15 protein-coding genes and 1 tRNA gene are annotated in these 24,929 nt (G+C 41.8%); 9 read left to right on the plus strand and 7 right to left on the minus strand.

What is annotated here, in order from left to right:
* The first annotated feature begins 18 nt into the window (after positions 1–18).
* Positions 19–1,398: a DNA repair protein RadA gene (gene radA / locus LU351_RS06955; protein WP_232593340.1), complete on the plus strand. Its 1,380-nt coding sequence runs from the start codon at positions 19–21 to the stop codon at positions 1,396–1,398.
* Positions 1,399–1,446: 48 nt separating this feature from the next.
* Here radA and LU351_RS06960 read toward each other — a convergent pair whose 3' ends face one another.
* Positions 1,447–3,069, minus strand: a complete 1,623-nt coding sequence (locus LU351_RS06960; protein ID WP_232593341.1) for a long-chain-fatty-acid--CoA ligase — start codon at positions 3,067–3,069, stop codon at positions 1,447–1,449.
* 334 nt (positions 3,070–3,403) lie between these two features.
* Between LU351_RS06960 and LU351_RS06965 the strand changes: the two genes are divergently transcribed.
* From LU351_RS06965 to LU351_RS06975, 3 genes are all read left to right on the plus strand, one after another.
* The gene (locus LU351_RS06965) at positions 3,404–4,348 is read left to right on the plus strand and encodes a TauD/TfdA dioxygenase family protein (protein WP_232593342.1); all 945 of its coding nucleotides are present in this window, start codon (positions 3,404–3,406) and stop codon (positions 4,346–4,348) included.
* Complete coding sequence (locus tag LU351_RS06970) at positions 4,345–4,956, plus strand: FcoT family thioesterase (RefSeq protein ID WP_232593343.1); 612 nt, start codon at positions 4,345–4,347, stop codon at positions 4,954–4,956. The genes LU351_RS06965 and LU351_RS06970 overlap by 4 nt, the downstream gene beginning before the upstream one ends.
* A 68-nt stretch (positions 4,957–5,024) precedes the next feature.
* Positions 5,025–11,459: a non-ribosomal peptide synthetase gene (locus tag LU351_RS06975; RefSeq protein ID WP_232593344.1), complete on the plus strand. Its 6,435-nt coding sequence runs from the start codon at positions 5,025–5,027 to the stop codon at positions 11,457–11,459.
* Between the two features lie 86 nt (positions 11,460–11,545).
* On the opposite strand, the gene LU351_RS06980 is transcribed toward LU351_RS06975, so the two are convergent.
* Both LU351_RS06980 and LU351_RS06985 read right to left on the minus strand, forming a co-directional pair.
* The gene (locus LU351_RS06980; protein ID WP_269783347.1) at positions 11,546–13,702 is read right to left on the minus strand and encodes a TonB-dependent receptor; all 2,157 of its coding nucleotides are present in this window, start codon (positions 13,700–13,702) and stop codon (positions 11,546–11,548) included.
* Between the two features lie 266 nt (positions 13,703–13,968).
* A complete protein-coding gene (locus tag LU351_RS06985) occupies positions 13,969–15,270 on the minus strand; it encodes a hypothetical protein (RefSeq protein ID WP_232593345.1) in 1,302 nt (433 codons plus the stop codon).
* Positions 15,271–16,439: 1,169 nt separating this feature from the next.
* On the opposite strand from LU351_RS06985, the gene LU351_RS06990 reads away from it, so the two are divergent.
* The 4 genes from LU351_RS06990 to LU351_RS07005 all read left to right on the plus strand — a co-directional run bounded on the left by LU351_RS06990 (position 16,440) and on the right by LU351_RS07005 (position 19,600).
* Positions 16,440–17,972, plus strand: a complete 1,533-nt coding sequence (locus LU351_RS06990) for a hypothetical protein (RefSeq protein ID WP_232593346.1) — start codon at positions 16,440–16,442, stop codon at positions 17,970–17,972.
* A 182-nt stretch (positions 17,973–18,154) separates the two neighbouring features.
* Positions 18,155–18,625 carry a hypothetical protein gene (locus LU351_RS06995; RefSeq protein ID WP_232593347.1) on the plus strand — a complete coding sequence of 157 codons (471 nt, stop codon included), beginning with the start codon at positions 18,155–18,157 and terminating at the stop codon, positions 18,623–18,625.
* A 124-nt stretch (positions 18,626–18,749) separates the two neighbouring features.
* The gene (locus tag LU351_RS07000; RefSeq protein WP_232593348.1) at positions 18,750–19,256 is read left to right on the plus strand and encodes a hypothetical protein; all 507 of its coding nucleotides are present in this window, start codon (positions 18,750–18,752) and stop codon (positions 19,254–19,256) included.
* A 134-nt stretch (positions 19,257–19,390) separates the two neighbouring features.
* Positions 19,391–19,600 carry a hypothetical protein gene (locus LU351_RS07005; protein ID WP_232593349.1) on the plus strand — a complete coding sequence of 70 codons (210 nt, stop codon included), beginning with the start codon at positions 19,391–19,393 and terminating at the stop codon, positions 19,598–19,600.
* An 867-nt stretch (positions 19,601–20,467) separates the two neighbouring features.
* Here the strand turns inward: LU351_RS07005 and LU351_RS07010 are convergent.
* The 3 genes from LU351_RS07010 to mutY all read right to left on the minus strand — a co-directional run bounded on the left by LU351_RS07010 (position 20,468) and on the right by mutY (position 22,083).
* Positions 20,468–20,543 (minus strand) — tRNA-Phe (locus LU351_RS07010).
* Positions 20,544–20,680: 137 nt separating this feature from the next.
* Positions 20,681–20,965, minus strand: coding sequence for an oxidative damage protection protein (locus LU351_RS07015; protein ID WP_232593350.1), 285 nt, complete (start codon positions 20,963–20,965; stop codon positions 20,681–20,683).
* Between the two features lie 23 nt (positions 20,966–20,988).
* Positions 20,989–22,083, minus strand: a complete 1,095-nt coding sequence (gene mutY / locus LU351_RS07020) for an A/G-specific adenine glycosylase (RefSeq protein WP_232593351.1) — start codon at positions 22,081–22,083, stop codon at positions 20,989–20,991.
* Positions 22,084–22,230: 147 nt separating this feature from the next.
* On the opposite strand from mutY, the gene LU351_RS07025 reads away from it, so the two are divergent.
* Positions 22,231–22,452: a hypothetical protein gene (locus LU351_RS07025; RefSeq protein WP_232593352.1), complete on the plus strand. Its 222-nt coding sequence runs from the start codon at positions 22,231–22,233 to the stop codon at positions 22,450–22,452.
* 124 nt (positions 22,453–22,576) lie between these two features.
* Here LU351_RS07025 and LU351_RS07030 read toward each other — a convergent pair whose 3' ends face one another.
* On the minus strand, positions 22,577–24,733 hold the full coding sequence (locus LU351_RS07030) for an AsmA family protein (RefSeq protein ID WP_232593353.1): 2,157 nt from the start codon (positions 24,731–24,733) through the stop codon (positions 22,577–22,579).
* Positions 24,734–24,929 lie beyond the last annotated feature (196 nt).

The raw sequence follows: 24,929 nt of genomic DNA on the forward strand, positions 1-24,929 counted from the left end.
GTATTAGAGGATAGAAATTTGGCAAAGCCCAAAACAGCGTATGTTTGTAACGAATGTGGATCGGATTACCGAAAGTGGCAGGGGCAATGCAGTGATTGCGGTACGTGGAATAGTCTGACAGAGGTGCGATTAGGCAGTAATAGCGGTTCTCTCGATGCTCGTCGCTCTGGCTATGCCGGTGCGGGTGGCTTAGAGCAGAACCGCGTTCAGCTATTAAATCAGATCAGTATTGAGGATGTTCCGCGTTTTTCGTCCGGCTCCACGGAGTTTGATCGTGTTCTTGGGGGTGGCTTTGTTCCCGGAGCCGTGGTGTTAATTGGTGGTCACCCTGGGGCGGGTAAGTCAACGTTGCTCTTACAAACCTTGTGCTACCTCGCAAGCCAAATGAATGCGCTGTACATCACCGGAGAAGAGTCCCTTGCACAGGTTGCTATGCGGGCTCAACGGTTAGGTTTGCCGATGGATCGACTGCAAATGCTTTCAGAAACCAGCGTTGAATCCATTACAGACATCGCGCGAGACGTAAAACCGCAAGTCTTAGTCGTCGATTCTATCCAAGTGGTGCATATGGCCGATATTCAATCTGCACCGGGCAGTGTTTCGCAAGTCCGCGAAAGTGCAGCGTACCTTACGCGTTTTGCAAAGCAAACAGGTACCGTCTTAATTCTGGTAGGCCATGTCACGAAAGATGGCTCATTAGCCGGACCGAAAGTGTTGGAGCACATGATTGATTGCTCAACACTATTGGAAGGCGATCAAGATTCCCGTTATCGAACTCTACGAGGCCACAAAAATCGCTTTGGCGCTGTGAATGAGCTGGGTATTTTTGCCATGACCGAATTGGGTTTGAAAGAGGTATCGAACCCTTCGGCGATATTTTTACAGCGTGCAGAGGACGTCGCGGCTGGTTCGGTGGTGATGATTGTGTGGGAGGGAACACGGCCTCTATTAGTCGAAATTCAAGCGTTGGTTGATGAAACACACTTTGGTAACCCTCGTCGTGTTGCGGTGGGGCTTGAGCAAAATCGATTGGCGATGTTATTGGCCGTATTGCACCGGCACGGTGGTTTGCACCTGGGTGACCAAGATGTGTATGTCAATGTTGTGGGCGGTGTTCGTGTGGCAGAAACCAGTTCTGATTTGGCTCTATTATTGGCGGTAATCTCCAGTTTTCGTAATCATGCCCTCAGTGAAAAATTAATTGTGTTTGGGGAGGTTGGGTTATCCGGTGAGATCCGGCCTGTTCCCAGTGGACAAGAGCGCTTAAAAGAAGCGGCCAAGCATGGTTTTAAGCGCGCTATTGTTCCCGTGGCAAACGCACCGAAAACACCGCCTGAAGGCATGGAGGTTATTGCCGTGCGTCGTTTGGCTGATGCCATTGATGCAATGTATGACTGATGATGTATGACTGATGATCTATGACGGATAATGACGTAGGTGAGCTGCTTAATTCACTTGCCGCTCTTTATCTTGCCAATACCGGGCTCTTAAATTTTTCTTGAGGATTTTGCCTGAAGCATTGCGAGGCAATTGATCGATGTATTCGATGGCTTTCGGTATTTTAAAATCGGCAATTTTGCCACTGAGAAAGGTTACGACATCGCGTTTTTTTAACGCAGTATTATCATTCAAGACAATAAATGCCGTCACAATTTCTCCCCAGCGATTATCGGGTTTTCCAATAATCGCACACTCTTTGACGGCGGGATGATCGGCTAACACAGATTCAATCTCGGCAGGATAAATGTTTTCCCCTGCATAAATAATCATATCCTTAATGCGGTCGCACACATACAGATAACCATCTTGATCGAGATAACCGGCATCACCCGTATAAACCCAGCCATCACGCAGCGTCTCGTCGGTAGCTTCTGGATTGTGCCAGTAACCCAACATTCGAGAAGGCGAGTGGATGACAATTTCTCCTGTTTTACCCGGCGGCAAAGGGTTGCCTGTTGGGTCAAGTACTTTAATTGAAACCCCTGGTAGTGCTCGCCCTGCTGCAGAAATATAGGGGTGATGGGGAAGATTGTGATCTTCAGGGCGCAAACAAACCGCCATATTGCCAGTTTCTGTCATACCGTAAATTTGAAAAAACGACGCATTAAATAAATTCTTGGCTTTGGTTAATAATTCCGGAGTAATGGGGGATGCCCCATAAAGTACGCCATTAACAGAACGGAGTTTATCTGGTGTCGCATTGGGCTCGGATAATATGAATTGTATCATTGCGGGCACTAATGCAACTTTGGTAATTGTATGTTGCTCAATGATTTTTATGGCTTCAGGTGCATTAAAAAATGCCATTAAGCAGCTTTCTGCGCCTGCAAGAAAACCTTGTATAGCCCACCATAATCCACCAATGTGAAAAATGGGTAATGACAGTAATAACGAATCGTGACTGTTTAGCCCCATCCAGTTATCGCCTTCTGTCTTCATGGTATTGAGTAAGTCAAAAAACGTATAATGAGCTAACACTACTCCCTTGGGGCGCCCAGTTGTTCCGCTGGTGTACATTTGTACGACGGCATCAGTAGTGGTGTAGTTTCGTGTTATTTGTTCGGCACCTTCTTTTTCATAAAAGGGTTGTATATTGTGAGAAGGGGTTTGAACAGCTTGAGACCATTCTTCATAGTGCAGATAGTTTTCCGTAGAAATTAGGGTGTTGGACTTATCCCCAATGACAATAATTTTTTCTATCTGACTCAGCTTATTCATCACGTCCACAATGGCTGGAAATAAATCTTTTTCAATAAAAACGATTTTGGCCGTGCAGTCTTCAATAATGTAAGCAATTTCTTCCGGTTGAAGCCGCCAATTGATGGGGGTGAGAACTGCATGTGCAATGGCGCAAGCAAAAAACAATTCGTAGTTCTCGATTCTGTCTTTCGATAATAGCGCAACTCGATCATTACTTTTAATGCCGAGTGAGAGTAATCCATCGGCGGCTTTTAAACTGTTTTCTTTTAATTCTGAAAAAGTAGTGGTTTTGTGAGTAGATCGAAAGCATTCTTTGTTCGTGTGCTGGTTTTCAATAAGAAATAATGCGCCAGGTATTGTATTTATCATGCCAAAATTCCACGGGTGTTTTTATGGGTGACGCCTTAAGTTTGGAAAGTCGTCACTTTAACGTTAATGTGATGAAATGTTAATAAATAAATCTATGAATAACAGTGCAAATGAGAGAGTTTGATGTGGCAAAACGTCGCATTCTTTACTCGTGCCTGCCTGATTATGATGTGTTTTTTGAGTTCTCTATTTTTAATATTAATGATAAATAAGTCTGTAAAATATCAGTTGAAAATAAAGGGGTTCTTCTGTTGGAGTTGTGACTTTTTAGTATAAAAACCTTTTTTTGGAAGGGTTTTTTCAGTGGGTGAAACTGATGGTTAGAGGAGTAATAATGCTAAACCCAAATGAAATCAATGTTGAAGGTCAAACAGCAATCACTTCGGTTAATGTAGATAATAGTGCCATTGATGTAATAGATTCGCCTCAAGGTGAAATCGGTGGTGAGATTACAGGAGTTGATGTGAAAATGCTCACGCCAGCTTCTGAAGAAATTAAGATCATTCGAGAAGCTATTTATCGAAATAAGTTAGTGGTGATTCGTAATCAACCATTGAATACAAAAGAATATATTGCCTTTACTAAGTTGATTGGTACGCCACAGGTGTATTTTCAGCCGCAATATCACCACCCAGATCACCCTGAAATTTTTGTTTCAACGAATATTTCTGATAATGGTAAAAAAGTAGGGGTTTCAGGCACAGGCCGATATTGGCATACGGACTGTTCTTTTGAAAAACATCCCTTGTCGTTAACGTCTATTCGGCCTGTAGTGCTACCAAATTCGGTACGTGGGACTTACTACATGAATATGGCAAAAGTGTATGAAGCTCTGCCATCAGAGCTTAGAGAGTTTGCAGACAGTGCTATTGCCATTCACCAAGGGCAACTGCGTTACAAAGTGCAAGCCTGTGATATTGATCGATCTCTTCATGAGTTATTAGAACAAATAGACAGAGAAGTCCCGCCTGTAGAACACCCGGCTGTCATTACGCATCCGGCCACTGGTGATAAAATACTCTATGTCAACCGTGGTTTTACAACGAAATTTAAGGGGCTATCGTTTGAAGAAAACCAAGAGATGCTAGAAGCGATATTGTCTTTTTCGGAACAAGAAAAATTTGTGCATCTGCATCGATGGGAAGAGAATGATCTCATTATTTGGGATAACCGATATTTAAATCATATGTCGGTTGAAATACCACCAGGAGAATTAAACAAAAGCTATCGTATTGGCATTTACGATGAATACCCTTTTTATCAAGGAATACATCAATGAATACTTCCAATACCTTTGTGAAACAAGTGCTTTCTAGTGAGGGAGAGGCATTACCTATTAACGAAAAATCATATTCTGCGAATGAGCCTTCTTCAGAAGGTTGGAGAGAGCCTATTTCTCAATCGTTTAAAGCGAGGGTGCTCTCTCCCTACCGTGATCACTGTCGATATTTAAAAGAAGCGGTATTTTCAGCAACAAGCACAAAAGCAACCGAAATGTTGATGGAGGGAGAGTTTGCCATTGCGGATTCTTGCTATATTGATGATACCGGCCATTTCAATGCGGTAGAATTTAATATTTGTTTTAATCAAATTGCGTATACGCATCTGGCTTACTGCATTAAGCATCATTTAATTGAAGAGTTAAATGACTACGATATTTCTTCGTTTTTTCAGAAACAATTATCCAACTTTCTTATTGTCAATATCTCTAGTCAATACCTTTCAGAATTAAATGCTAAGTATTTTAAAGGCCTATTTGGTATACATTCCATTAGAAAGCGATCTCAATACACCTTTATGAAAACATACTGTGAGTTTGAAGATGAGCATAAAGGGCGGGCGAAAGGTGAAGTGACATTGGCAATTCGATCGGCAAGCATTGAATAGCCTTTTGATGTGATGCCGAGAAATGCAAGTGTACAAGGTCAATAGTAGTTAATAAGGTTAGTGGTTTTATGATAAGAGCTTCTTTAGATGCTTTAATTCATCAGTATTTGGTGGATGCATTATTATTAGATGAAGGTGAGTGCTTAAATGCGGACGATCGGTTTTCGGATCTCGGTGCAGATTCTGCACAAGCGGTAGAGCTAAAATGTCACTTGGAAGAAGCTCTTTCCCTTTCATTAAGCAGTACATTGATTGTAGAGTATCCAACCTTAACTGTTTTGCTGGATTATCTTGTTGAATGTGTTACCTCTAAGCAAAATGAAGCTCTTAATAATAATCACTCTTTGGAAGACAATAAACCTGTTGATGAACAAAAAGAGTCGTTGAAAGAAAGCGTTTTTCCGAAAAAAGAAAAAGAGTTGAACGTTTCAGGTGATGTTGTACTTATTGGACAAGCATGTCTCTTCCCTGGTATTAAAGATGCTGACGCATTGAAAGAACAGGTAAAATCAAATCGTCTTTTTCAAGTGCTCTCAACTCAACCTGAGAAAAAATTTCAATATGGGCGTATTTCTCGCACAGTGAATATAGATTCACTGAGAGAAAATTGGGGTATTGGTCAAGCGGATGCTGATATCACAAAAGAGGATCGTGTTCGATTAATGCTTAACGCGCTGCACCAAGCATTAAATGCATCGGCCATAAATATTGCCACTTTTTCTCAATTTCGAGTGGGTGTGTTTATGTCTGAGTCGGCATTGATTGATTCAGGGTTGGCATCAACAGTGCCACTTGCCAATCTTCTTTCTTATTTACTGAATGTCTCTGGCCCTAGTGAAACAATTCAGTCTTTATGTACCAGCGGATTTGCTGGTATTCATAAAGCGATGCAAGCGATACAGAGTAAAGAATGCGATATTGCAGTAGTGGGTGCCATTAATCTCATTAATGAAGAGCAATTTACTGCGGCGATGGAATGTGGCGTATACGATTCATTGCTGAGCGAATCTCACACGATGCGCAGTTTTGATCAATCTGCATCAGGTTTTATCCGTTGTGAAGGTGTTGGGCTACTGGTATTGGCTTCTGCTCACGTTTCACAAAAACTAACGGAAAAGCCATTGGCATATATTTTTTCTTCATCTATAGCGCATGGTGGCCGAGCATTTTCCCTCGACGCTCCGAACCCGAAAGCAATGGGAGAATGTATTCGCTCTGTAATAAATCGGGCGAATGTACATGTAGACGATATTGATTATGTGGAAGCCCATGGTATTGGTAATCGCTTGGCGGATGCCATAGAGCTGAATACCTTAAATTCTGTATTAAAAACGCACCGGCGTTGTCAGCAAAAGAGGTGGCAGGTGGGTTCTATTAAGCCCAGCATTGGTCACGTAGAGTTGGCTTCCGGTATTGCTTCATTCATGAAAGCGGTAGATATTTTACAGAGTCATGTATTACCGGGGGTTAGTGGGTTAAGCATGGTTAATGCTGAGTTACCTCGTGACCATGCATTAACGTTAAAGAGTTCATCGACCCATTGGCAGCAAAAAGAGGGTAAGCCACGGTGTATATTATTGAATAGTTACGCCATTGGAGGTTCTTGTGCCGCGCTGGTGGTGTCTAATCAACCAAAAACAGAGAGCATGGTTGTTGACTCATCCTCTTTAACAGAAAAAGAAACACCCAAAGAAATCGAATTTAATGTGAAGTATGACAACATTCTTGGTGAGTCTTATTTAAGTCAATTAGACGATATTGCACAGAATGTGTTTCAACGACCTTATCGCAGTTTGCCGTCAGAAGCCTCTCCGATGGATTATGGGTTTGATTCGATGGTGATGATTCAATTTTTGCATCGTGTGAACAGTGCTTTCGATATTTCAATATCTGTTGGTGAAATTTTAACACTCAGTCGCTTTTCAAATTTCATTCAAATACTAAAGCCTTATCTGAAGGGTAAGGCGACAAGCTCTTCTGAAACAAAAAACGCTTCTTCAATAAACGAGTCACAACATAATTTTAATGAAGTAAAGCAATCATTATTATCTGAAATTCAAAAGGGGTTGTGGTTTGTTCAATCTTCTTGCCCGAACTCAACCGAATTTAATGTCCCTATTTTGTTTCAATCTAAACAACGTTTGAATTGTGTTTGTCTCGATAAAGCATTTGAGTTATTCACTCAGTCAACACCGATGATGCGTGTGAATTTTCTAGAAGATATTGAAAGTGGTGAGGTCATTCAGAGATTGTCTGATATGGTGCGATCTCGCCCGTATGATGATTGTACTCATAAAGATTGTACTCATAAAGATGCTCATGAAAATATTCGACATAACCACAACGTTATTCATCGTATTGAGGTACCTTGTGAATTCGTATCGGCTAATCAGAATACTATGTTAAGTCAAGATTTTGATTTAAATCTCAGTGCTGGGTCGGAAAAAGAGAATAAGAAAAAAGAAACGATAATGAAAAAGGGTTTTGTACAGGAGCGATGTTGGCAATTGTTGCGCCAGCCATTCAATCTTGCTTCGGAGCCTTTGATTCGATGTTATCACTTCACTTCTTCTCAGCAAGACACTCCAGAGGAATATCTCTTTTTTGTTCTACATCACATCGTATTTGATGGTTTAAGTGGAATGCTGTTTACCGAAAAGTTTTGGTCTCTCTATCATCAGCTTTGCCAGGCGGGCGAGATGCAGCATGATGTGGAAGCGCAATATAGTACACTGACGCCAATAATACCTCATGATTATTGGCGTTTTATAGAATGGGAGCGACAGTATTTGGCATCACCTCAAGCTGAAGCATCAAAGCATTGGTGGGCGTCTGTGTTACACGATGTAAATAGTGATATTTCCTTGCCTTATGATTTCACAAAAGATCATGCGCCATCCTCAAATTCTGTCGGTGTGGCCTGTCAAAAATGCATTGTGGAAGGTTCGAGATTAAGACAGTTGCAGAGTTTTTCAAAAAAACACCGGGTGAATTTCTCTGTCATATTGCTGTCGGCGTATGCAATACTAATTCATAAATTGTCTAGCCAGGCGGACATTTCGATTGCAAGCCCTGTAAGTGTTCGACCAACGTCTGATTTTGATAATAGCATAGGCTGTTTTATCAATCTTATTGTTACTCGTTGTCGCGTGAAGGGTGAAGAGTCATTATTGAGTTTATTGCATCATATTAAATCTGTTTATCTTGAGTCATTGAGTCACAGTCAGTATCCGTTTTCTAAATTGGCGACAGATTTAGATTTAAATATCTTTCGAAATGGTTTGGGGTTGGCGTCTATTGGATTCACTTATCAAAATATTTTTGAGGGGTATCCAAGTAAGTTGCTTGACAATATCGATGTCAATTTAGAAATGGATATTTATCAAGAGGCTGGAGACCATTATGCGTTGGAAGTGTACGATTATCGTGATTACCTACAGGTAAATTTGAAATATCAGCGTTGTTTATTCGAATCCAAGACTATAGAGCGTCATTTGACTTATTGGATGACAATTCTGGATACCTTCTTAGAATCACCTGAAAAAACGGTAAAATCACTCAATATCCTTGATGATAAAGAGCGACAATTCCTTTTGAGTCGGTCAGGCCCGGTTATTTCTGAGAATGAGTTGGATTATAGTGTTCTTGATCGTATTTTTGATCGGGCGGGTGTGTCCCCTCATGCTGTCGCGGTTATAGACGGGGAGTGCCTGTGGACTTATCAGCAACTTTGCGATGACGTTATGGTTCGTTGTCAACAGCTAACGCAGTGTGCCCTTCATCAATTTTACAATGCCCCTTTAACGTCTAGTACCGTTATTGGTGTTGCCTTGCCTCGATCTGGCGAAGCAATTGTCACCATGCTGGCCATTATGAATCTGGAGTGTGTGTATTTACCTATAGACCCTGCCGTGCCCAAAGCGCGCCTTGAGCATATCGTTGAAGAGAGTCAGCTTCTCTTTATGGTATCGGATAACGAGAATCACCCTTTTTCTGTACCCCTTAACATTTTGAAGCAATACTCTAATCAAGGTGCCAATCAGAGCAAAAGATTTTACGAAACCGAAAAAAAACAGAAAGCCATACTCAGCCAAGCTGCTGATCAGCCTACGGTTGCTAAAACGATGGCTCCTAAAGCTAAGATCGCTCCTAAAGCTAAGGTCGCTCAGTCCAACAATCCGAACTCATTGGCTTATATTATTTATACGTCAGGCAGTACGGGCACCCCGAAAGGCGTTATGGTGTCTCAACGCAGTTTAACGAATTTGTCTTTGCATATGATTAATCAGTATCGGTTAACCTCTCATGATCGAATTTTGCAATTTTCACCACTGATTTTTGATATGTCTCTTGAGGAAATTTTTCCCGCATTATTGTGTGGTGCTGCGGTTGTTGTCCGTCGTGATGAAGACGTTGATCCCAGTGCGTTTTATCGTCGTGTCTGTGACAATGGTGTGACCGTATTAAATTTACCTCCGGCCTTTTATCCCGTATTAAATTCATTATCGTCAAAACAAAAGCAACGGCTTTTCTCACAGGTGCGGGTATTATCTTTCGGCGGAGAGGCCTTGCCTCAATCAGTGATAGACAATGTTGAGTGCTATCCTGTCGAACTTTTTAACGCTTACGGCCCATCAGAATATACGGTAAATACCGCCATTGAAGCAATACAGGCTAATAATATTGACACTGGAAAATCCATTACGATTGGTACTCCTATTAGTAATACGACGTGTTATATCTTAGATGATAATTTACAGCTTGTACCCACGGGGGTTGCAGGAGAACTGTTTGTTACAGGGGCTGGATTAGCACAAGGTTATGTGGGCCAACCATTTCTCACAAAAAAAAGATTTATTAAGAATCCCTTTAGCAAAGGGATGCTCTATAAGACGGGAGATATAGCCCGCTGGGATAACGACGGTAAAATTATTTTTCTAGGTCGAAAGGATGAGCAGATAAAAATTCGTGGATTTCGAATTGAGCTTGGTGAAATTGAAAGTGCTTATGCGAGCTTTTCAGCCATTGTATCTGTGGCTGCTGTGGTGGTTAACCTTTCTAAGGTTAATAACGTTAACTCAGAAGAGAGTACTTTAATAGATGATGCTTCAATAGAGGGGGCGTCAATAAATAGTACGTCAGAAGGTAGTAAGGCTGTAGAGCAGGAAGGGGATAATTCTGTAATTGCAGTGTTTTATACCTCGGAAGAAAATGTTAATGAAGAGACATTAAAGTCGCATGTATCTGATTTTTTACCAGCTTATATGGTGCCAAATTTTTCAAAGCAAGTAGCCGCGTTACCGTTAACGTCGAATGGAAAAGTGGATCGAAAATCTCTGGCGCAACAGGTAGGCTTAAAAGATACGCAATCTATGAAAGTTTCCGTCAAGCCTGAAACTTCAATGGAAGCCGAATTACTGAATTTGTGGAAAACCTTATTGCCTAATAGATCTATTGGGGTATGCGATGACTTTTTTGCAATCGGAGGGCATTCATTACTGGCAATACAATTGGTCTTTAAAATTAATCAGCACTGGAAAACGGTCATATCGGTATCCGACTTCTTAACGTATCCATCTATTCGCCCATTTGCTTCGTATTTAAAAGCGCAAATAGGCATTCAGGATCAAGTAATATCTGATGAAGATAATAATGATAATAAAGTAAAAGCACTTGATTCCATACGCATATTAAAACCATCATCGATAAATCTTATTCTGCCGGGTATGCCAGGGTTGGCGGAAGCCTATTCTGAAATGGCTCAGCAATTAACGGGAGGAGGAGAGGTCATTGCCTTGGATATGGCAGGTTTTGATGGCCGTAAGCCCTATGAGTCAATCGAAAGCATGGCCGAGTACAATATAGAATGCTTAAAAAAGTATTGTTCATCTGGCCATATTAACCTGTATGCTCACAGTTATGGCGGTACAGTTGCACTGGAAATGTTGCATCAACTTCAAAAACAAACCGAACAAGGGCTGGCAGATATTCATATTGATTCGGTAACTTTTCTAGATAGCAGAATTCATCGACAACAATGCAGTGTTGATAAAAAAGCAGTAGCATTATTTTTAGAATCCTTATTCAGAAATAATTTTGAAAAAAATTCTAAAAAAGAGTTTAAAGAAGAGTGCACAGAAACGCTTATTGATAGAGCCACACAACGGGTGGTTGACGTTGATCAGCAATCTATCGATACAGAGGCGTTAATAAGTGTATTAAGTGAATGGGATATCCACATGGATGAAGGATTTATCCATAATATGATCGCCATTGTAAATGCTTCATTAAAAGTCAGTTACTGCTTACCTAAAACAAAATTGCCCTATAAGCTTAATTTTATTGTTGCTGAAGAAAGCTGTGAGTGGCTGCCTCTTAATGAGTGGGATGAGTACTTCGAAAAAATAAACGTTATGGTTGTACCGGGAAATCATGGGTCAATCGTTAAGGCGCCTGTGGTGGGGCATTGGTATCAAAATCTCAGGTGTGACGAAAAGAGCTAACAATGACAGCTGGCTTTTATTGTCTATATTTTATTGCTTATGTAAAAGAGGACAATAAAACCAGCCATTATCATTTTAATGATCCATTAAAAATACAATTTAAGAGTCAATTGTGCGTTCAGTGGTGCTCCAGGGCGTATGACTTCTTGTCTAAAGTATTGATAAGGTGTGACATATTCATTATCGGTCAGGTTTCGCACGGTTAGGCCAATGTCATACCGGGAGGTGCTGTAATTCAGCTGCGCATCAAAAATTGTGTAGTCGTCAGACAGGATATTACTGCCGTCAACAATGGGTGTGCCTTCTGCATAGGTGACCCCTAACCCTACTGCGACATTTTGTAGAATTCCATTCTCAAAGCGATATCGGCCAGCAAGTCGACCACTGTTTTGGGGTACACGTGCCAAGTCGGTTCCGGTATTAATTTGCCCAAGAGTCGCATTGAATAATGGCTCGGAATATTCGGCGTTGGTGTAAGCATAGTTCGCCAATAAAGACCACTGTGGTGTAGGCTCCCATATGGCATCTAACTCAATACCTTTACTTTGTTGTTCCCCAGATTGCACAGAACCAAAGTTAGGATCGGTGAGATCAATCGTTGGAATATTCTCCCGATTTAATTGATAAGCTGCAATGGTGCCGACTAATTTTCCGTCAGCCATATTGAATTTTACACCTGCCTCAATGCTTTCTGAGGTTTCTGGCTTGGGGGAAGAAGCATTGCTGCCGGCGTAATACAAGCTTAATCGTGAACCTGTTGCTGCGCCTGCAAAGAGAGATAATTCGGAGTTTAATTGATGGCTAATGCCAATACGTGGATCAAATTCGGTGTATTGTTCATCGGTATTAATGCCACTGGCGTCGTCTTGCAGTGTGTAGCGACTCACTCGCCCACTGAGTTGCAGTGTGGTGGCTTCATTTAATGTGATGTAATCTTGTGCATATAAGGCAAGTGTTGTGTAGTTGTTTTCAGCGCGCTGATCATCGGTTACGGTGAAGGGGGCACCAAAAGAGACAGTATTCTCCTCGGCATAATCAACAATGCCTAAAAAATTAGGGTCAAATACCATTCCTACTTTATATTCTGTTTTGTCGTAGTTTAGACCCACTACAACTTCGTGCTCGGTAGAGCCGAATTGGGTATTCAATGTTAATTGTGAATCTAAAGTCCACTCTTGGGTATCGGCTTTCATGATTCCGCGAATCAGCACAGCCTGTGTTCCCATTAAGGGAAGGGTATTTAAAAAAGGAAAGGCAGCGAATTCGTGTAAATCATTATCGTAATGACGTAATTGTAGAGTCCATTGCAGTTGATCATTGAGTGCAAGTTGGTAACGACCATGTAAAGCATTATTGGTAATTTCAGTATCAGGTGCATCGGATGCGCCAGAAAATTGAGTGAGATTAATATTGGGTTGGTCAACCAATTCAGCCGGTAAGCCCGGATATTCCAATTGTTCAATAGAGCTGTGAAATCCTCGAATCAACAGTTCACTGTCATTGTCAAAATGGGTTTTCCAGCTAGGGTATAGAGATAATCGCTTGATAGAGACATCGTCAATATAATCCTCACTATCATGGATTTCTCCGGCGAGACGAAAAGCATGTTTATTCGAAATAACTTGGTTAATATCCAGAGTTGTTGCCAACGTATCGAAGCTGCCGGTACGTACGCCAATATGATAAAAGCTATCTTTTTTCGGTGTTTTGGTCACTACATTGATTAGCCCGCCCACTGGAGCCCCACTGCCACCACCATAAAGTGAAGAAGTAGGGCCTTTTGCCACTTCTATTCGTTCTATGCCGGCCAAGCTAGCAGGATCAACAACAGCGGTATCGCCATAGCTCATTAATCCGTCCACAAAAATTTCTGATTCGAAACCTCTTATAATGGGGTTGATTAATAGCGTTTCAGATTCGTCATTGGGAACAACGCCTGAAACATTCGTTAGGGCATCGCTGAGAGTTGTCAGCTGTTGGTCATTGATAAGAGAAGCGTTAATAATCTGAATGGATTGCGGGGTATTAAAAACAGGCGTATTCGTCAAGCCAAACATGGTTTGATTACTTTGATAAGAGCGATTGTCTTGATTGCCCTCTACAGTGACTTCCTCTAATAACCAAGAGGTGTTATCTGAAGCGTGGCTTAAAGAAGAAAAGTTTAAAGAAGAGAGGCTTAAAGTCACTACGCTAGCTGCGCCAAAAGAGAAATGCGAGAGGCATAGTGGATATTTATGTGTCATGAAGTCTCTTAAAAAAGAATATATTTGCATGTGAACCACTCTCGTTAAAGGCAAAGGGGTCATCATAGTGATGTGAATAAAATAGAGGGATGTGGTGTATTGTCGCAGGTGTGAGCATAATTCCATTTTGAAAAATGATGTTGTTATACGCGACTTTTCAATACTCTTCTGAGGGGAGAGGTTGTTTATTTAGACCAAGCTTTATAAAAAAGGTCGCTTATATTGCACGACCTTTTTTGTTTAGAGTTTATATGAATATGTTGAATCTAGTTTATTTTGCAACTGGTTCCAGATATTATTCCGCCACTAATGCCATCGGTATAGGTGCCTACATAGCCACTAACGGGCCCTAGGAAATTGTCATTTTCTGTATCACTGCCATCGGCATCAAAGTTTAAGTTAAACTCAAAGCGACCACCGGTGGCTGTAATAGTGTCACTTTCCAATCTCCCACTTAAAATAGTTTCATTGCCTTGTAAAGTGACTAAAACGCCTTCAACACTATTATCAGTCATAATATCTAATCCGACCAAAGAGGTGTTGTCAGTGCTGAAGGGTAAATTATTGGGATTAACCAGGCCGGATAAGCGATATTTGGCCGTTAGGGCACCTGCTTTTCGTACCCCTTCAAAACCTCCAGATTCTGCCGTGACACTATTTACCCATCGTCCGTTAAGAGACATAAAGTTTTCATTAAAACTACCGGAAAATTCGGCGCCAGAATCGAGACTGCCAGAAATCAGTAGTCTATCGGTATTAAGCGTTAAACCTTCTCTAGGGAGTACTGTCAATATTATATCTTCAATATTGCTGTATACTAGGGCGCTGGTTACGCCTGTGCCAATACCGTTAACCGGAAAAATTGAGGTATCAAAGCGTTGATGTTGAACCCAAAGTAAAAATGTACCGTTGTCATCGCCATCAAACGTTCCACTGAATATGCCAGAGGCTAAACATGAAAGTGAAAGTTCTAATATTTCACTTGTATCACGAAAGCTTGGTAATTCAGGTGTTCGGTTGTCAGCAGTCGCTGCATCAGAAAGAATAAGACTAACTTCGTTGTCAAAATCTTCTAAAGAAAAATCTGGCTGTGAAAAATTATCGGCAATAGCTCTTAGTTCCTCTGAAAGTAAAATACCGTTAGTGCTGTCGCCGTCATTATCGAGGGCCAGTAATAGTCGATAGCTATTTTGGACTCGTATGTCACTGGCATCTGTGCCAGTTAAATCGACTAGAGTTAAAATACTTTTTCCGGCGCTTGAGCCGAAATTAATGCCACCTATTGAAAATGCGACTGGCTGATTTCCTTCATAAGAAAAAGTGCCGCCATTATCGGTTATTCCCTCTTCGCTACCGGAGACATAGTAAAAGCCATCAATAGGCGGATAAAGTTTACCTGTAAATATTTCGGGAGATGGGATTATGGGAGACGGCGTTGTTGGCCCCGGTGGATTTCCTCCAGCGTCATTCCCGCCTCCACTACTACTGCTTCCGCCTCCACAGCTTATTAATGCAGAAAGTAGTATTGCCAGTGTTAGATTTTGCAATAAAGAAGAATTTATGTTCATTGCTTTTCCTCACTTTTAAAAGTGGGCGGGTGGGTGGTTTTTTAGAAATCTATTTTGCTTTTCGAGATGAAATGATTTTAGGAGGGGCGGTTTATTTCGCATTTTCATGATTGCCTATCCTTGGTTTGTATAATTTCTGTATAGGAAGTGCTGTTCCTACAAGGAGAATTATATTTTTTCCATGTGATTTTTATTTCTTACATATGAATATTGTGAAAGGAATATAGCATGATTGCATTTGAGAGGGTGTTTGGTGCGTGCCATTTTGTTTTTTTTATTTTATAAAAGGCAAGGTATTTTTTATTGTGGGTGTTGCTTAGTGTGTGGCTTTATGAGTGGAGTATTAGGTCGGTTGTCTTAGTTTATCAAAAATGATTATAAAAATTGATGCCAGCGTCTGCATTAGAGAGTGAGAGGAGCTATGAGGTAAGGGTATATTTATCTTTAAAAAGCCCTTGCGTTGCAGGTGCAATAAGAGGTGGGCATCCGACAAGCGTGACTCATCCTGCATAGGCGGGCGTGTGGTACAAGAGGAAGATAACCTATACACAAACCGGTGCCCGCTGGTTGCAGTCGCAATACACGTCAAACGTTATATCAGGCAGTGGCTTACGATGCGTAATTGTCGTAACGTGCTGGCACTCGGTACAGTCAATTTTTATGTGGGCTCAAGTGAAGCCATTGGCGCGTTATTTTTTTATTAGGATAATAGTTGTTTTTACAGGATACAATTATGGTGTAATGAAATAAACGGCGACATTATTTTTGAAATAGAATTGCAATCTTCTTTTGACTGTCTAAAAATTATATTAACGGATTTTTTATGCTTTTCACGCCATAATAACAGTGAAGTGAAGGTGAGCTTATGAAAAGAATAGTTTCTACGAAGGATCTGGCGCTACAACACCCCATTCGTACAGCATCTAGCCACTTACTTCAGTCTTTCTTTTTCAGGTGAATGGGCTAGCCTCTTTCTCCTTGACCTTAATTCAAGAAGGTTGAATTTTTCAATCTAAAATTATTGTCTGAGTTATGAAATAAATAGTATGGCTTTTTAGTCGGGCGTATTTTTATATTTAGAGTGATTGTCTGGATTTGAAATAGCTAATATAGCTTAGTTTTAATAAATGAAAGGATCTTGGTTTGGTTAAGTCAGGGGAGATTTAAGTATGGTTATTTTTCGATTCATGATGTTTTTATTTGTTGGTTTGTCTCTTGCATCATGCTCGTTTTTGAACCCTCATCAATCTTATGAAGGCTTGGGTGACTATAGGTTTGCTGGAAAGGTTAATGGTGGGCGTAATGTAGAATCAAAGTTTCATGAAATTTCAAACTTTGACTTAAAATATGCGCAGGATAAAAATTCAATTTCAGGCAGTCTTTTTAATGAGGAAGATTACATTTCCATTAATCTAAAGAATGCATTTTTTAACTATCTTGAAGAGTCCAGGTTTGAGAGAAGTATTGCCAATAAACTAGGAAAAAAACTGAAAGGTGAAGTGGTTATTGTTGCAAATGTAACATCTGGGATCGTTAATCCCGAGTTAAGGGAAGCAAGTGCGGAGCTTCCTGGTCGTGTTGTGTTTTACTCCGGTGACATGGAAGAGGGCCAATTTGCGAACCAGTCATTTGGTCCAGTTTACGGTCCTGTTAGGTGGGATGGAAATGGTTTAACAATAGATTTGACTATTATTGAATTGGATCGACAAGAAAATGAGCAATTTAGTGCTCTCCTTAGCACCTTATCCAAGGCAGGAAAATCATACCTTAAACAATCGTCACCAGCGATCAATATTCTCAACTCGTTAGGTCAATCTCTTGTGTCTGCGAATAAAGATGACATCATGGCCTCGTACACCTTGCATCTTATACCTCGACCCAGTTTAGACAGTGTTCACGCTCCCGTACTGAGGACAGGTGATATAGTGATAGTCAGAAAGCAAGATAGAGAGTCTCCCATTCCTTGGTCGGAATTTGATTATGATCATTCGACCGGTATGTTGGTATCTTGTAATCGAAATAACAATTCAGAAGCTAAATCGGCAGAATTTCAATTAAAATACGCTATTAAATGCACTGGTGATGGTGAGCTTGTATCGTCTAAATACCCGTATGCTGAACCTCTGCTAGACCACAATTATGTTGTATTTTCCATAACAAAACGAAATGGCGGTATTGATTTAACCCCTGATGTATCTTTTTCAGAATTTTTACAGCAAACCGGAGATATTTCAAATCCTTCTGAAATTCGCGAGGCGGTGGAAAGTTTTGGAAGGAAAGTGACGCGAGATATGGAATTTAATGCCCGCCAAAAGGATATCTCTGAATTAAAAAACACCACATCAATAGTGCTAAAGAGGATGGCGTTGCATAGAGTGATTCGCTCTTTACAGTGTTCTTTGGTCAATATAAGAAAAAATGAAGTTAGTTATTTTGGTGATGTTAATGAATCTTTCTTTGAGGGGGATGAATACAAACAATATTGCCCTTCTGAATCAGATAATGGAGATGTTGGGAAGCTTACACAAAGTCAGATCGCTTACCTGATAAGAGAAATTGCAAATAAATGTAAGGTAACTCAAAACTTTGGTTTCGAAAATATGGTGGGCAAAAGCATTAGATCAAGTGAGAGGTTAGGAGTTTACGCGGATGCATTGGTAGATGAAATAGAGGCTAGTAATTGCCTTGATGTATCTGGTTAGTGGGTATTTAGTTATGTTTTTTGAGTAGATTATTAGCCTTTGGTGGTATGAGGTGACAAAATAATGGTCTTTGTGACATCGATTTATAGGGGGATTGTTTTCTTCTAGGTGTTGCTGTAAACCCTATTGGGTATCGCCATAACCATAAGAATACAGCAGGCTCAGTTAAAGGAGAATGTCTCATGCCATATAAGTTCGACAGCAAAGCATTAAAAATACTGAATAATAAAATATTTGGTGCTACTGAAAAGAAAATTGGTTTTATTTCAGAGAATTTTTCGGATTTTCTAGAGGATGAAGCCAGCCCAGTTGAGATGCTACAAGATTTGGCTTTTTGGTTAATATCGGAAGTCAATCAAAGTGATAGTGATTTGAAAATGTGCGCTCAGCCGCTTTATGAATTAGTCAAAGCAAATTTAGAAAGGCTTAAAGCATTAAAGGCTACTTCAAAAGATGTTGTGGCGTTGTTTCTCGTGGAGATTTTGCGTTGCTACAACTTTGCTAAGCATGACTCAAATGTAGTTCGTGAATTTGCTCGGGATATCTTTCCAAGTTTAGGTTATGGCGTCGATGGGGATGTTGATTACTGTATTATAAATGCCACATTTGGTGATCTTACTTATGTGGATGGAACTGTCTTGATGAAACAGTAGAAGATATTTATTGTGATACCCTCATCCAAAATCGGAAATAGTATGGCACTTACAGTTTTCTTTTAGATGGTTAAGTAGATGTCGTTTACTTAGTGTTAGCACTCAGTAACGGTAGGAGAATATTATGCCGAAAGAACCCACGAGTAGTAGAAGATTGAGAAAAGGTCGAAGGTTTCACCCGTATGCCATGGACCCAAAAAGGATGGCTGCTTTACGAAATTCAAGAAAAACAAGAACCCAAACTAAGGTGCTCGAAGAGTTTGAAAATGGAGAGTATTTCTTACAGCCAGCAGCACCGAAGAAACTTTTTAAGGGGAGGCGGCCTTCATGGATTGATTCCTCATCTATATGGAAAAGATTTGGTGGTAAAGGAAATGCTAAATGTATTAAGTGCAAGAAGGTAGCAAATTCAATTGATCACAAAGTGGATTGGAAAAGATATGTTTTAGAAAGTTGCGATTCGTATATGATTGAATGCGAAGGTGGCTACTGGGTTGGATTGCTTACTGAAGAAGTTATTATTGCATACCATGATCCGAAAAACCTTCAGCCGATGTGTTCTAGCTGTAATAGTAAAAAAAATGGCCCCAAAAATATAGACAATCTAAAACCTACTTTTTACAAAGAATAAGATTGGTTTTTTGTCTGAAGATGACGCAATATGAATTCGTGATAACAAGCGTATCAATTAGAATGCACGCAAGCTCATATTCATTGTGTGGGCATTAAGTTTAAAAAGATTTCTATTAACAAGAGGGTTTTGCTATGGCAGGTAAATTAGTTGTTGGATATAAAGCAGGATGGGAAGTTGAGAGTGACAAAAATGTAATCAGTGTAAAAATGGAAGGTGCTCGAAAGTACGAGAACGTGAAAATAGCAAAAGCCTCCGAATTTATAGCTGTGCTAGCAATGCTTCAAGGGCCTAATAATACCTACTATGATAAAGTCAAAACACGATTTTACATCAAAACTTAACAAGGTAAATAAATGCCCACTAAAGCTTTGGGTCAAGCCTGAGACTTTAGTGGACAGGGCGGTCACATAAAAATCAAAGTAAGCGGATTACATTAGGTTGATTTTTTCAGCCAATAAATGTACCAGCCACAATGAAAACAAGTAGGGTAAATAAGAAGAGAATAAAGTTACGTGCGGCCTCTTCTTCGTCTTGGAACAAGCGAATATCGAAATATACGTGGCTTGGCCAATCCCTCAAATCAGCACGTTGCACACAAGTTCGGCAATAATAGACCCTAAAAGGCAAAGGATGTTTTTTGCTTACAAGTCTAGTGGTTCCACACCACATTTGGTGAGAGCGCTACCTATTTTAATGGCACACTGGTTCGAAGACGTTGCGGTATCGCAGGGTTTATCACTAGGATAATTCGTTCATAAACCTGAAAAGGAAATCTTTGGTACAGCGGAATCTCCATATAACTATTACAGATATTCAAAGCAATGAATTCATTGCTGTTTCCTCAAAAGTAAAAATCTATCACGTTGAATGTCATTGATGAAGTTTTGCAGTGATGACATCGGAAATTAAACGTTCAGGAATTACCAGAAAGGCAGTGGCAAGAGCACTCTCAGAAAAAAGAGGGAGAGAAATTTCGGAGGCGAAATTAAATAAAATGTTAAATCGATTAACGAATGATCAGGGATTTGTTTTTGAGATTTTCGAGGTATTAAATTTGCAATTAATTGCGGTGCCGATACCTCAACAATAAAGGTGGCTTTTTTTAAATGGACACAATATGGACACTTTGACGCACAACAGCGAATTTTAATAAAATTAAGGAATTCTATTGTGTGCTGTAAGTGATTGATTTTAAAGGGAAAAATAGATGGTGCCCAGAGGCGGAATCGAACCACCGACACGAGGATTTTCAATCCTCTGCTCTACCGACTGAGCTATCTGGGCAACGGTATCGCAGGCTTTTTCAGAAAGGCCCGCTGCAGGAGGCGCGTATTAAAACCGCTCTGGCTTTGAGAGTCAAGAGGGCTGGCTATAAAAGTTGGCCCTCTCTGGCTTGGGTTGAAGTTTGTCTCCAGTTGGCCTTATTCGCTGCCGCGTTCTTCAGGTGGAACATAGCCTTCTACGGCATCCGTTTCTTCACCTTTGAAGAATTTGTCCATTTGTTCGGTTAGGTAGGTTCTTGCGGTTAAATCCATCATATTGAGCTGACGCTCATTGATGAGCATGGTTTGGTAGTTCATCCACTCTTGCCAGGCTTTTTTCGAGATATTATCGAACAGGTCTTGGCCTCTGGCACCAGGGTAGGGTGGGCGATCTAAGCCTTCGAGTTCTTGTTGGAATTTGCGGCAGAAAACGGTGCGAGACATGATCGTTCCTCTGAGGTTGATGATTACAGTAAATTGGCTTGAAGCGGGCTTTGTTTGCCCAGTTGTTGTAACAGTTTTTTAACTGGTGCTGCCAGCCCTATTTCAATGGTGGTTAGCGGGTTAACCCACTGCCATTGGTTGTCTTCTAGGCTTGTCGGTGTATTTTGAAGCGTGATATGTACGGGTGTGATGTCTAAATGATAGTGACTAAACGTATGGCGAAAGGTGTCCCAGAGGTGGGTTTGCCATTGCTTTACGTTTAGGTGTTCAGCAAAGTCTTGGGCTGCGGTTTCTGCGGCAATGTGTGGCTCGTCTTCTAAGGGTTCTTCTGGAAAGCTCCACAGCCCCCCCCAAATGCCGGAGCTTGGGCGCTGGTAAAGTAAAATTTCACCATACGAATTTTGCAGCATCAGCATAAGTATGGGTTTGACAGGTTTTTCCACTTTCGGCTTTTTACCGGGGAAATCGGTTTGGCGCCCAAGTGCGAGCGCATCGCAGCTTTTGGCAACGGGGCATTCATCGCATTTGGGTTTGCTGCGTGTGCAGAGCAGGGCGCCCATGTCCATCATGGCTTGGGTGTAGTCATGGGTGCGTTGTTTTGGTGTGTTCTCTGTGGCGCGCTGCCACAGTTGTTCTTCTACGGTTTTTTTACCCGGCCACCCGTCGATGGCGTAATGTCGGGCGAGTACACGTTTGACGTTACCGTCTAAAATGGGCGCCCAAAGTCCCATGCTGATACTGGCGATGGCGCCGGCGGTTGAGCGCCCAATGCCGGGCAGGTCAGACAACCCTTCTACGCTGTTGGGAAACTCCCCTTTGTGCTTTTCAACCACGGTTTGAGCGCAACGATGTAAATTGCGGGCGCGAGCGTAGTAACCCAAGCCCGTCCAGAGGTGCAAGACGTCGTCTACCGGGGCTTTGGCTAAATGATGTACATCGGGGAAGCGCTCCATAAAGCGTTCGAAATAGGGAATAACCGTGGTAACCTGAGTTTGCTGCAGCATAATTTCAGATACCCACACTCGATACGGGGTAATGTTTTGCTGCCAAGGAAGATGTTTACGGCCGTGTTGATCAAACCAGCGTAATACGGCACGGGCAAAGGGGGTTGCTGACATGGTATTTCTGCTTTTACTTAGTGGTGTTGATGAATCATGTTTACGGTTCGTGTGTTGTGGCAAACACCGTAAAAGTATCGGCTGCGGACTCTAGCAGTCTATGTGCTGCGTTAATAGGTATTTAGAGGGGCTATAGAAGGACTCCATATGGTCAATATGATGTTGTTATTAGTGGTGGCGGCTTCTGCGTTTTTCATTGATATGTCCTCACCGGATGAGCTGTACAGTAAAGTGGCTCCTGCTGTTTGTGCTGTAAGTGCCTTACTCCTTTTAATAAGATGGTTAGGTGTTGGCGGCGGTTCAGGGGGCTCTGGTAGTTGGTATGATGGTGGAGGCTCTTCTGGAGATGGCGGCGGTGGTGGCGATTGAGGTCTCTCTACGATCCTTTTTACGATAGCGCCTTTCTGTAAAAAATGTTTATTGAGTAAGCCCGCTTATCCATTAAAAAAGGCCGCAAAGGCGGCCTGTTCCAAAGCGAATCTTTTTACGCCGATTAACGGGGTATTAGATCTTTTAGCGATTTTACTCGGTCTTCACCAAGCAGTTTATTGAGCTTTTCTTTGGCTTTTTCTTTTGGCTTGGCCAGTTTGTCGTCCAGCTTTTTCTTGGCTTTCCCCTTAGCTTTGTCTTTCACATAGGCTTTGGCCAATTCCCGAATGGCTTTTTTATCTAGGCCGCAGGCATCAACAGGGTTGGTTAAATCCCCTTTGCATCGCAATAATGGCAACACTTTATCAATAATCGATTTACTGGCGATTTCACAACGGTCGCTTTCAATCGCCTGTACTACGGTGAAGGGCAGATTAATATCGAATCTTTGGTCGTTCACATTAACTTTTCCTGCTGCGCCAATTTTGAACTGCTCCACTCCTGCACTGAAGGTTTGAATGTCGGCAATGCCATTGGCATACACAATTTGTGCTTTCACATCTTGTAGGCTTGTGCTGGCGGGAAAGGCAGCGGCGTCGAAAGGTTTGCCTTGAATTAAAGCGGCAGCCTGGCAGGCGTATTTTTCTACGTTGAAGGGGGCAAGCTTGAGGGATTGGGTGTCTGCATTCAGTGTTGCTGAAAGCGCTTCTATCAGTTCACCGACGGTTTGCCCTTGGCTGTTAGCGGTAATCTGGCTGTGTGCAACGCCCTCTAGCGTGATGTTATTGGCTTGACTTAGGATTTCTAAATCCGTGAGTAAGGGTTTGAGTTGAATACCGTCACCGTCACCGTTCAGGGCCAGTTTGGCGTTGGTTTGGCGAGCGTCTAATTTCCCGTTGACATCAAAATGCCCTTCGTAAAAATCTGCGGCCAGTGTGCTGATTTGCGCGAGGCCGTCTTTGTTGTTGGCGTTAAGTTTGAAGTCACTAAAGACCAGCTTGGCGGCTTTTATACGCTCGAAGGTGAATTTTAGGTCGGCTGTGTAGTCATGAAGTGGCTCCAGTGGGAGGGGGGCTTCTTCTCCTGATGGCGTTGTTGAAGGCGAGGTCGTAGTGGCTTCACTTTCTTCTTCAGCGGGAGGCGGTAGGTAGCGGTCTACATCAATGTTATCACCGGCCAGTGTGAGGGCGACGGTATTGAAATCTTTTGCTTGAACTGCTCCTTTAAGGGTGGTGTCGTCTAGGCGGATAACAATGTCTGATAGTTGGATGTCATCCGGTGTTCCGCGAATCGTCGTTTGAGTGGCAAAGGCGGTGAGCGCAGCTGGGTCGGCGGTATCTAGAGCTTCACCTGAAACTATCTTTAAAAGCTCGCGAGCGTTAACGGGTTTTAGGTTGAGATGGCTGTCTAATTGTGGATTGTCGCTTTGAAGGTCGGCGACAGCAAGATTGAAATCCAGCTCTATGGGGGTAGAAATATTGCCATTTCCGAGGTCGATACGCAGTTTACCATCGGATAGCGCGGCCTGATCTAGCGCTTCTGTTACGGCGATGGCGACGTTAAGAGTACCGGTCGTATTCAATTTGGGCTCACTGAGGCTGACTGCCCAACGGATATCGGCGTTCATCGGACGATTTGCCAAGTTGACGTCCGTTAATACGATGTCTAAATCACTGACTTCTGCTTTAAGGGGAGCTTGTTGGTCTTCATAGGCGAAGCGAGCATCGGTAATGGTGATGCTTTGGGCATTCAGTTCGAAGGGAGTACCTGTTGTGCCAGGTTGGTCTGTTGAGCTGCCTGATGTAGGTGTGCTCGTAGAGGTGTCAGTGGAGTTGTCTGAAATAGTGGTGTTGTTCTCTGGTCGGTTGGTGGAGGCGGGTTGATCTGAGCCGAGGGCTTCCCAATTTCCCGTACCCTGTGAATCCACTTTGAGTTGGACGTTGAGTCCCGCAATGGAGACTTCGTTAATCACAACACGTTTACTAAACAGAGGCATGACGGCAACGGACGTCGATACATTATCAATAGCGGCAATGCTTTGCGTTTGTTGAATATCGGTGTAGACGCTGGTTTCGCCAATGCCAATACCCAGGTTGGGGAAAAACTGCCAGCTGAGGTCTCCACGAATTTGAACGGGATAACCGGCTTGTAAAGCGGCGGATTCAATGTCTTTTTTGTAATCATTGGGGTTGATTGCGAAAATCAAGATTCCAATCGCAACGAAGATCAATAAAACAATACTGACAATGACCGCCAGAATAGCTTTGATGGCTGTTTTCATTCCAATTACCCTAAAAAAGTGAATGCTTTGTATTTGTGATTGTCGATTTTTGACAACATTATCCGTTGATTGCACCCATAAACGATAGTGCTTATTATTTAGGTGCTTATTACTGGTAAGTCAGTTTTCGCAAACACATTATTCGCAAGTCTTTCCCTTGTCATTCATTTTGCCAAAAGGCCTCTTCATCCGATGT

The sequence above is a fragment of the Marinibactrum halimedae genome (genome assembly GCF_021234875.1).
Classification (GTDB): Bacteria; Pseudomonadota; Gammaproteobacteria; order Pseudomonadales; family Cellvibrionaceae; genus Marinibactrum; species Marinibactrum halimedae.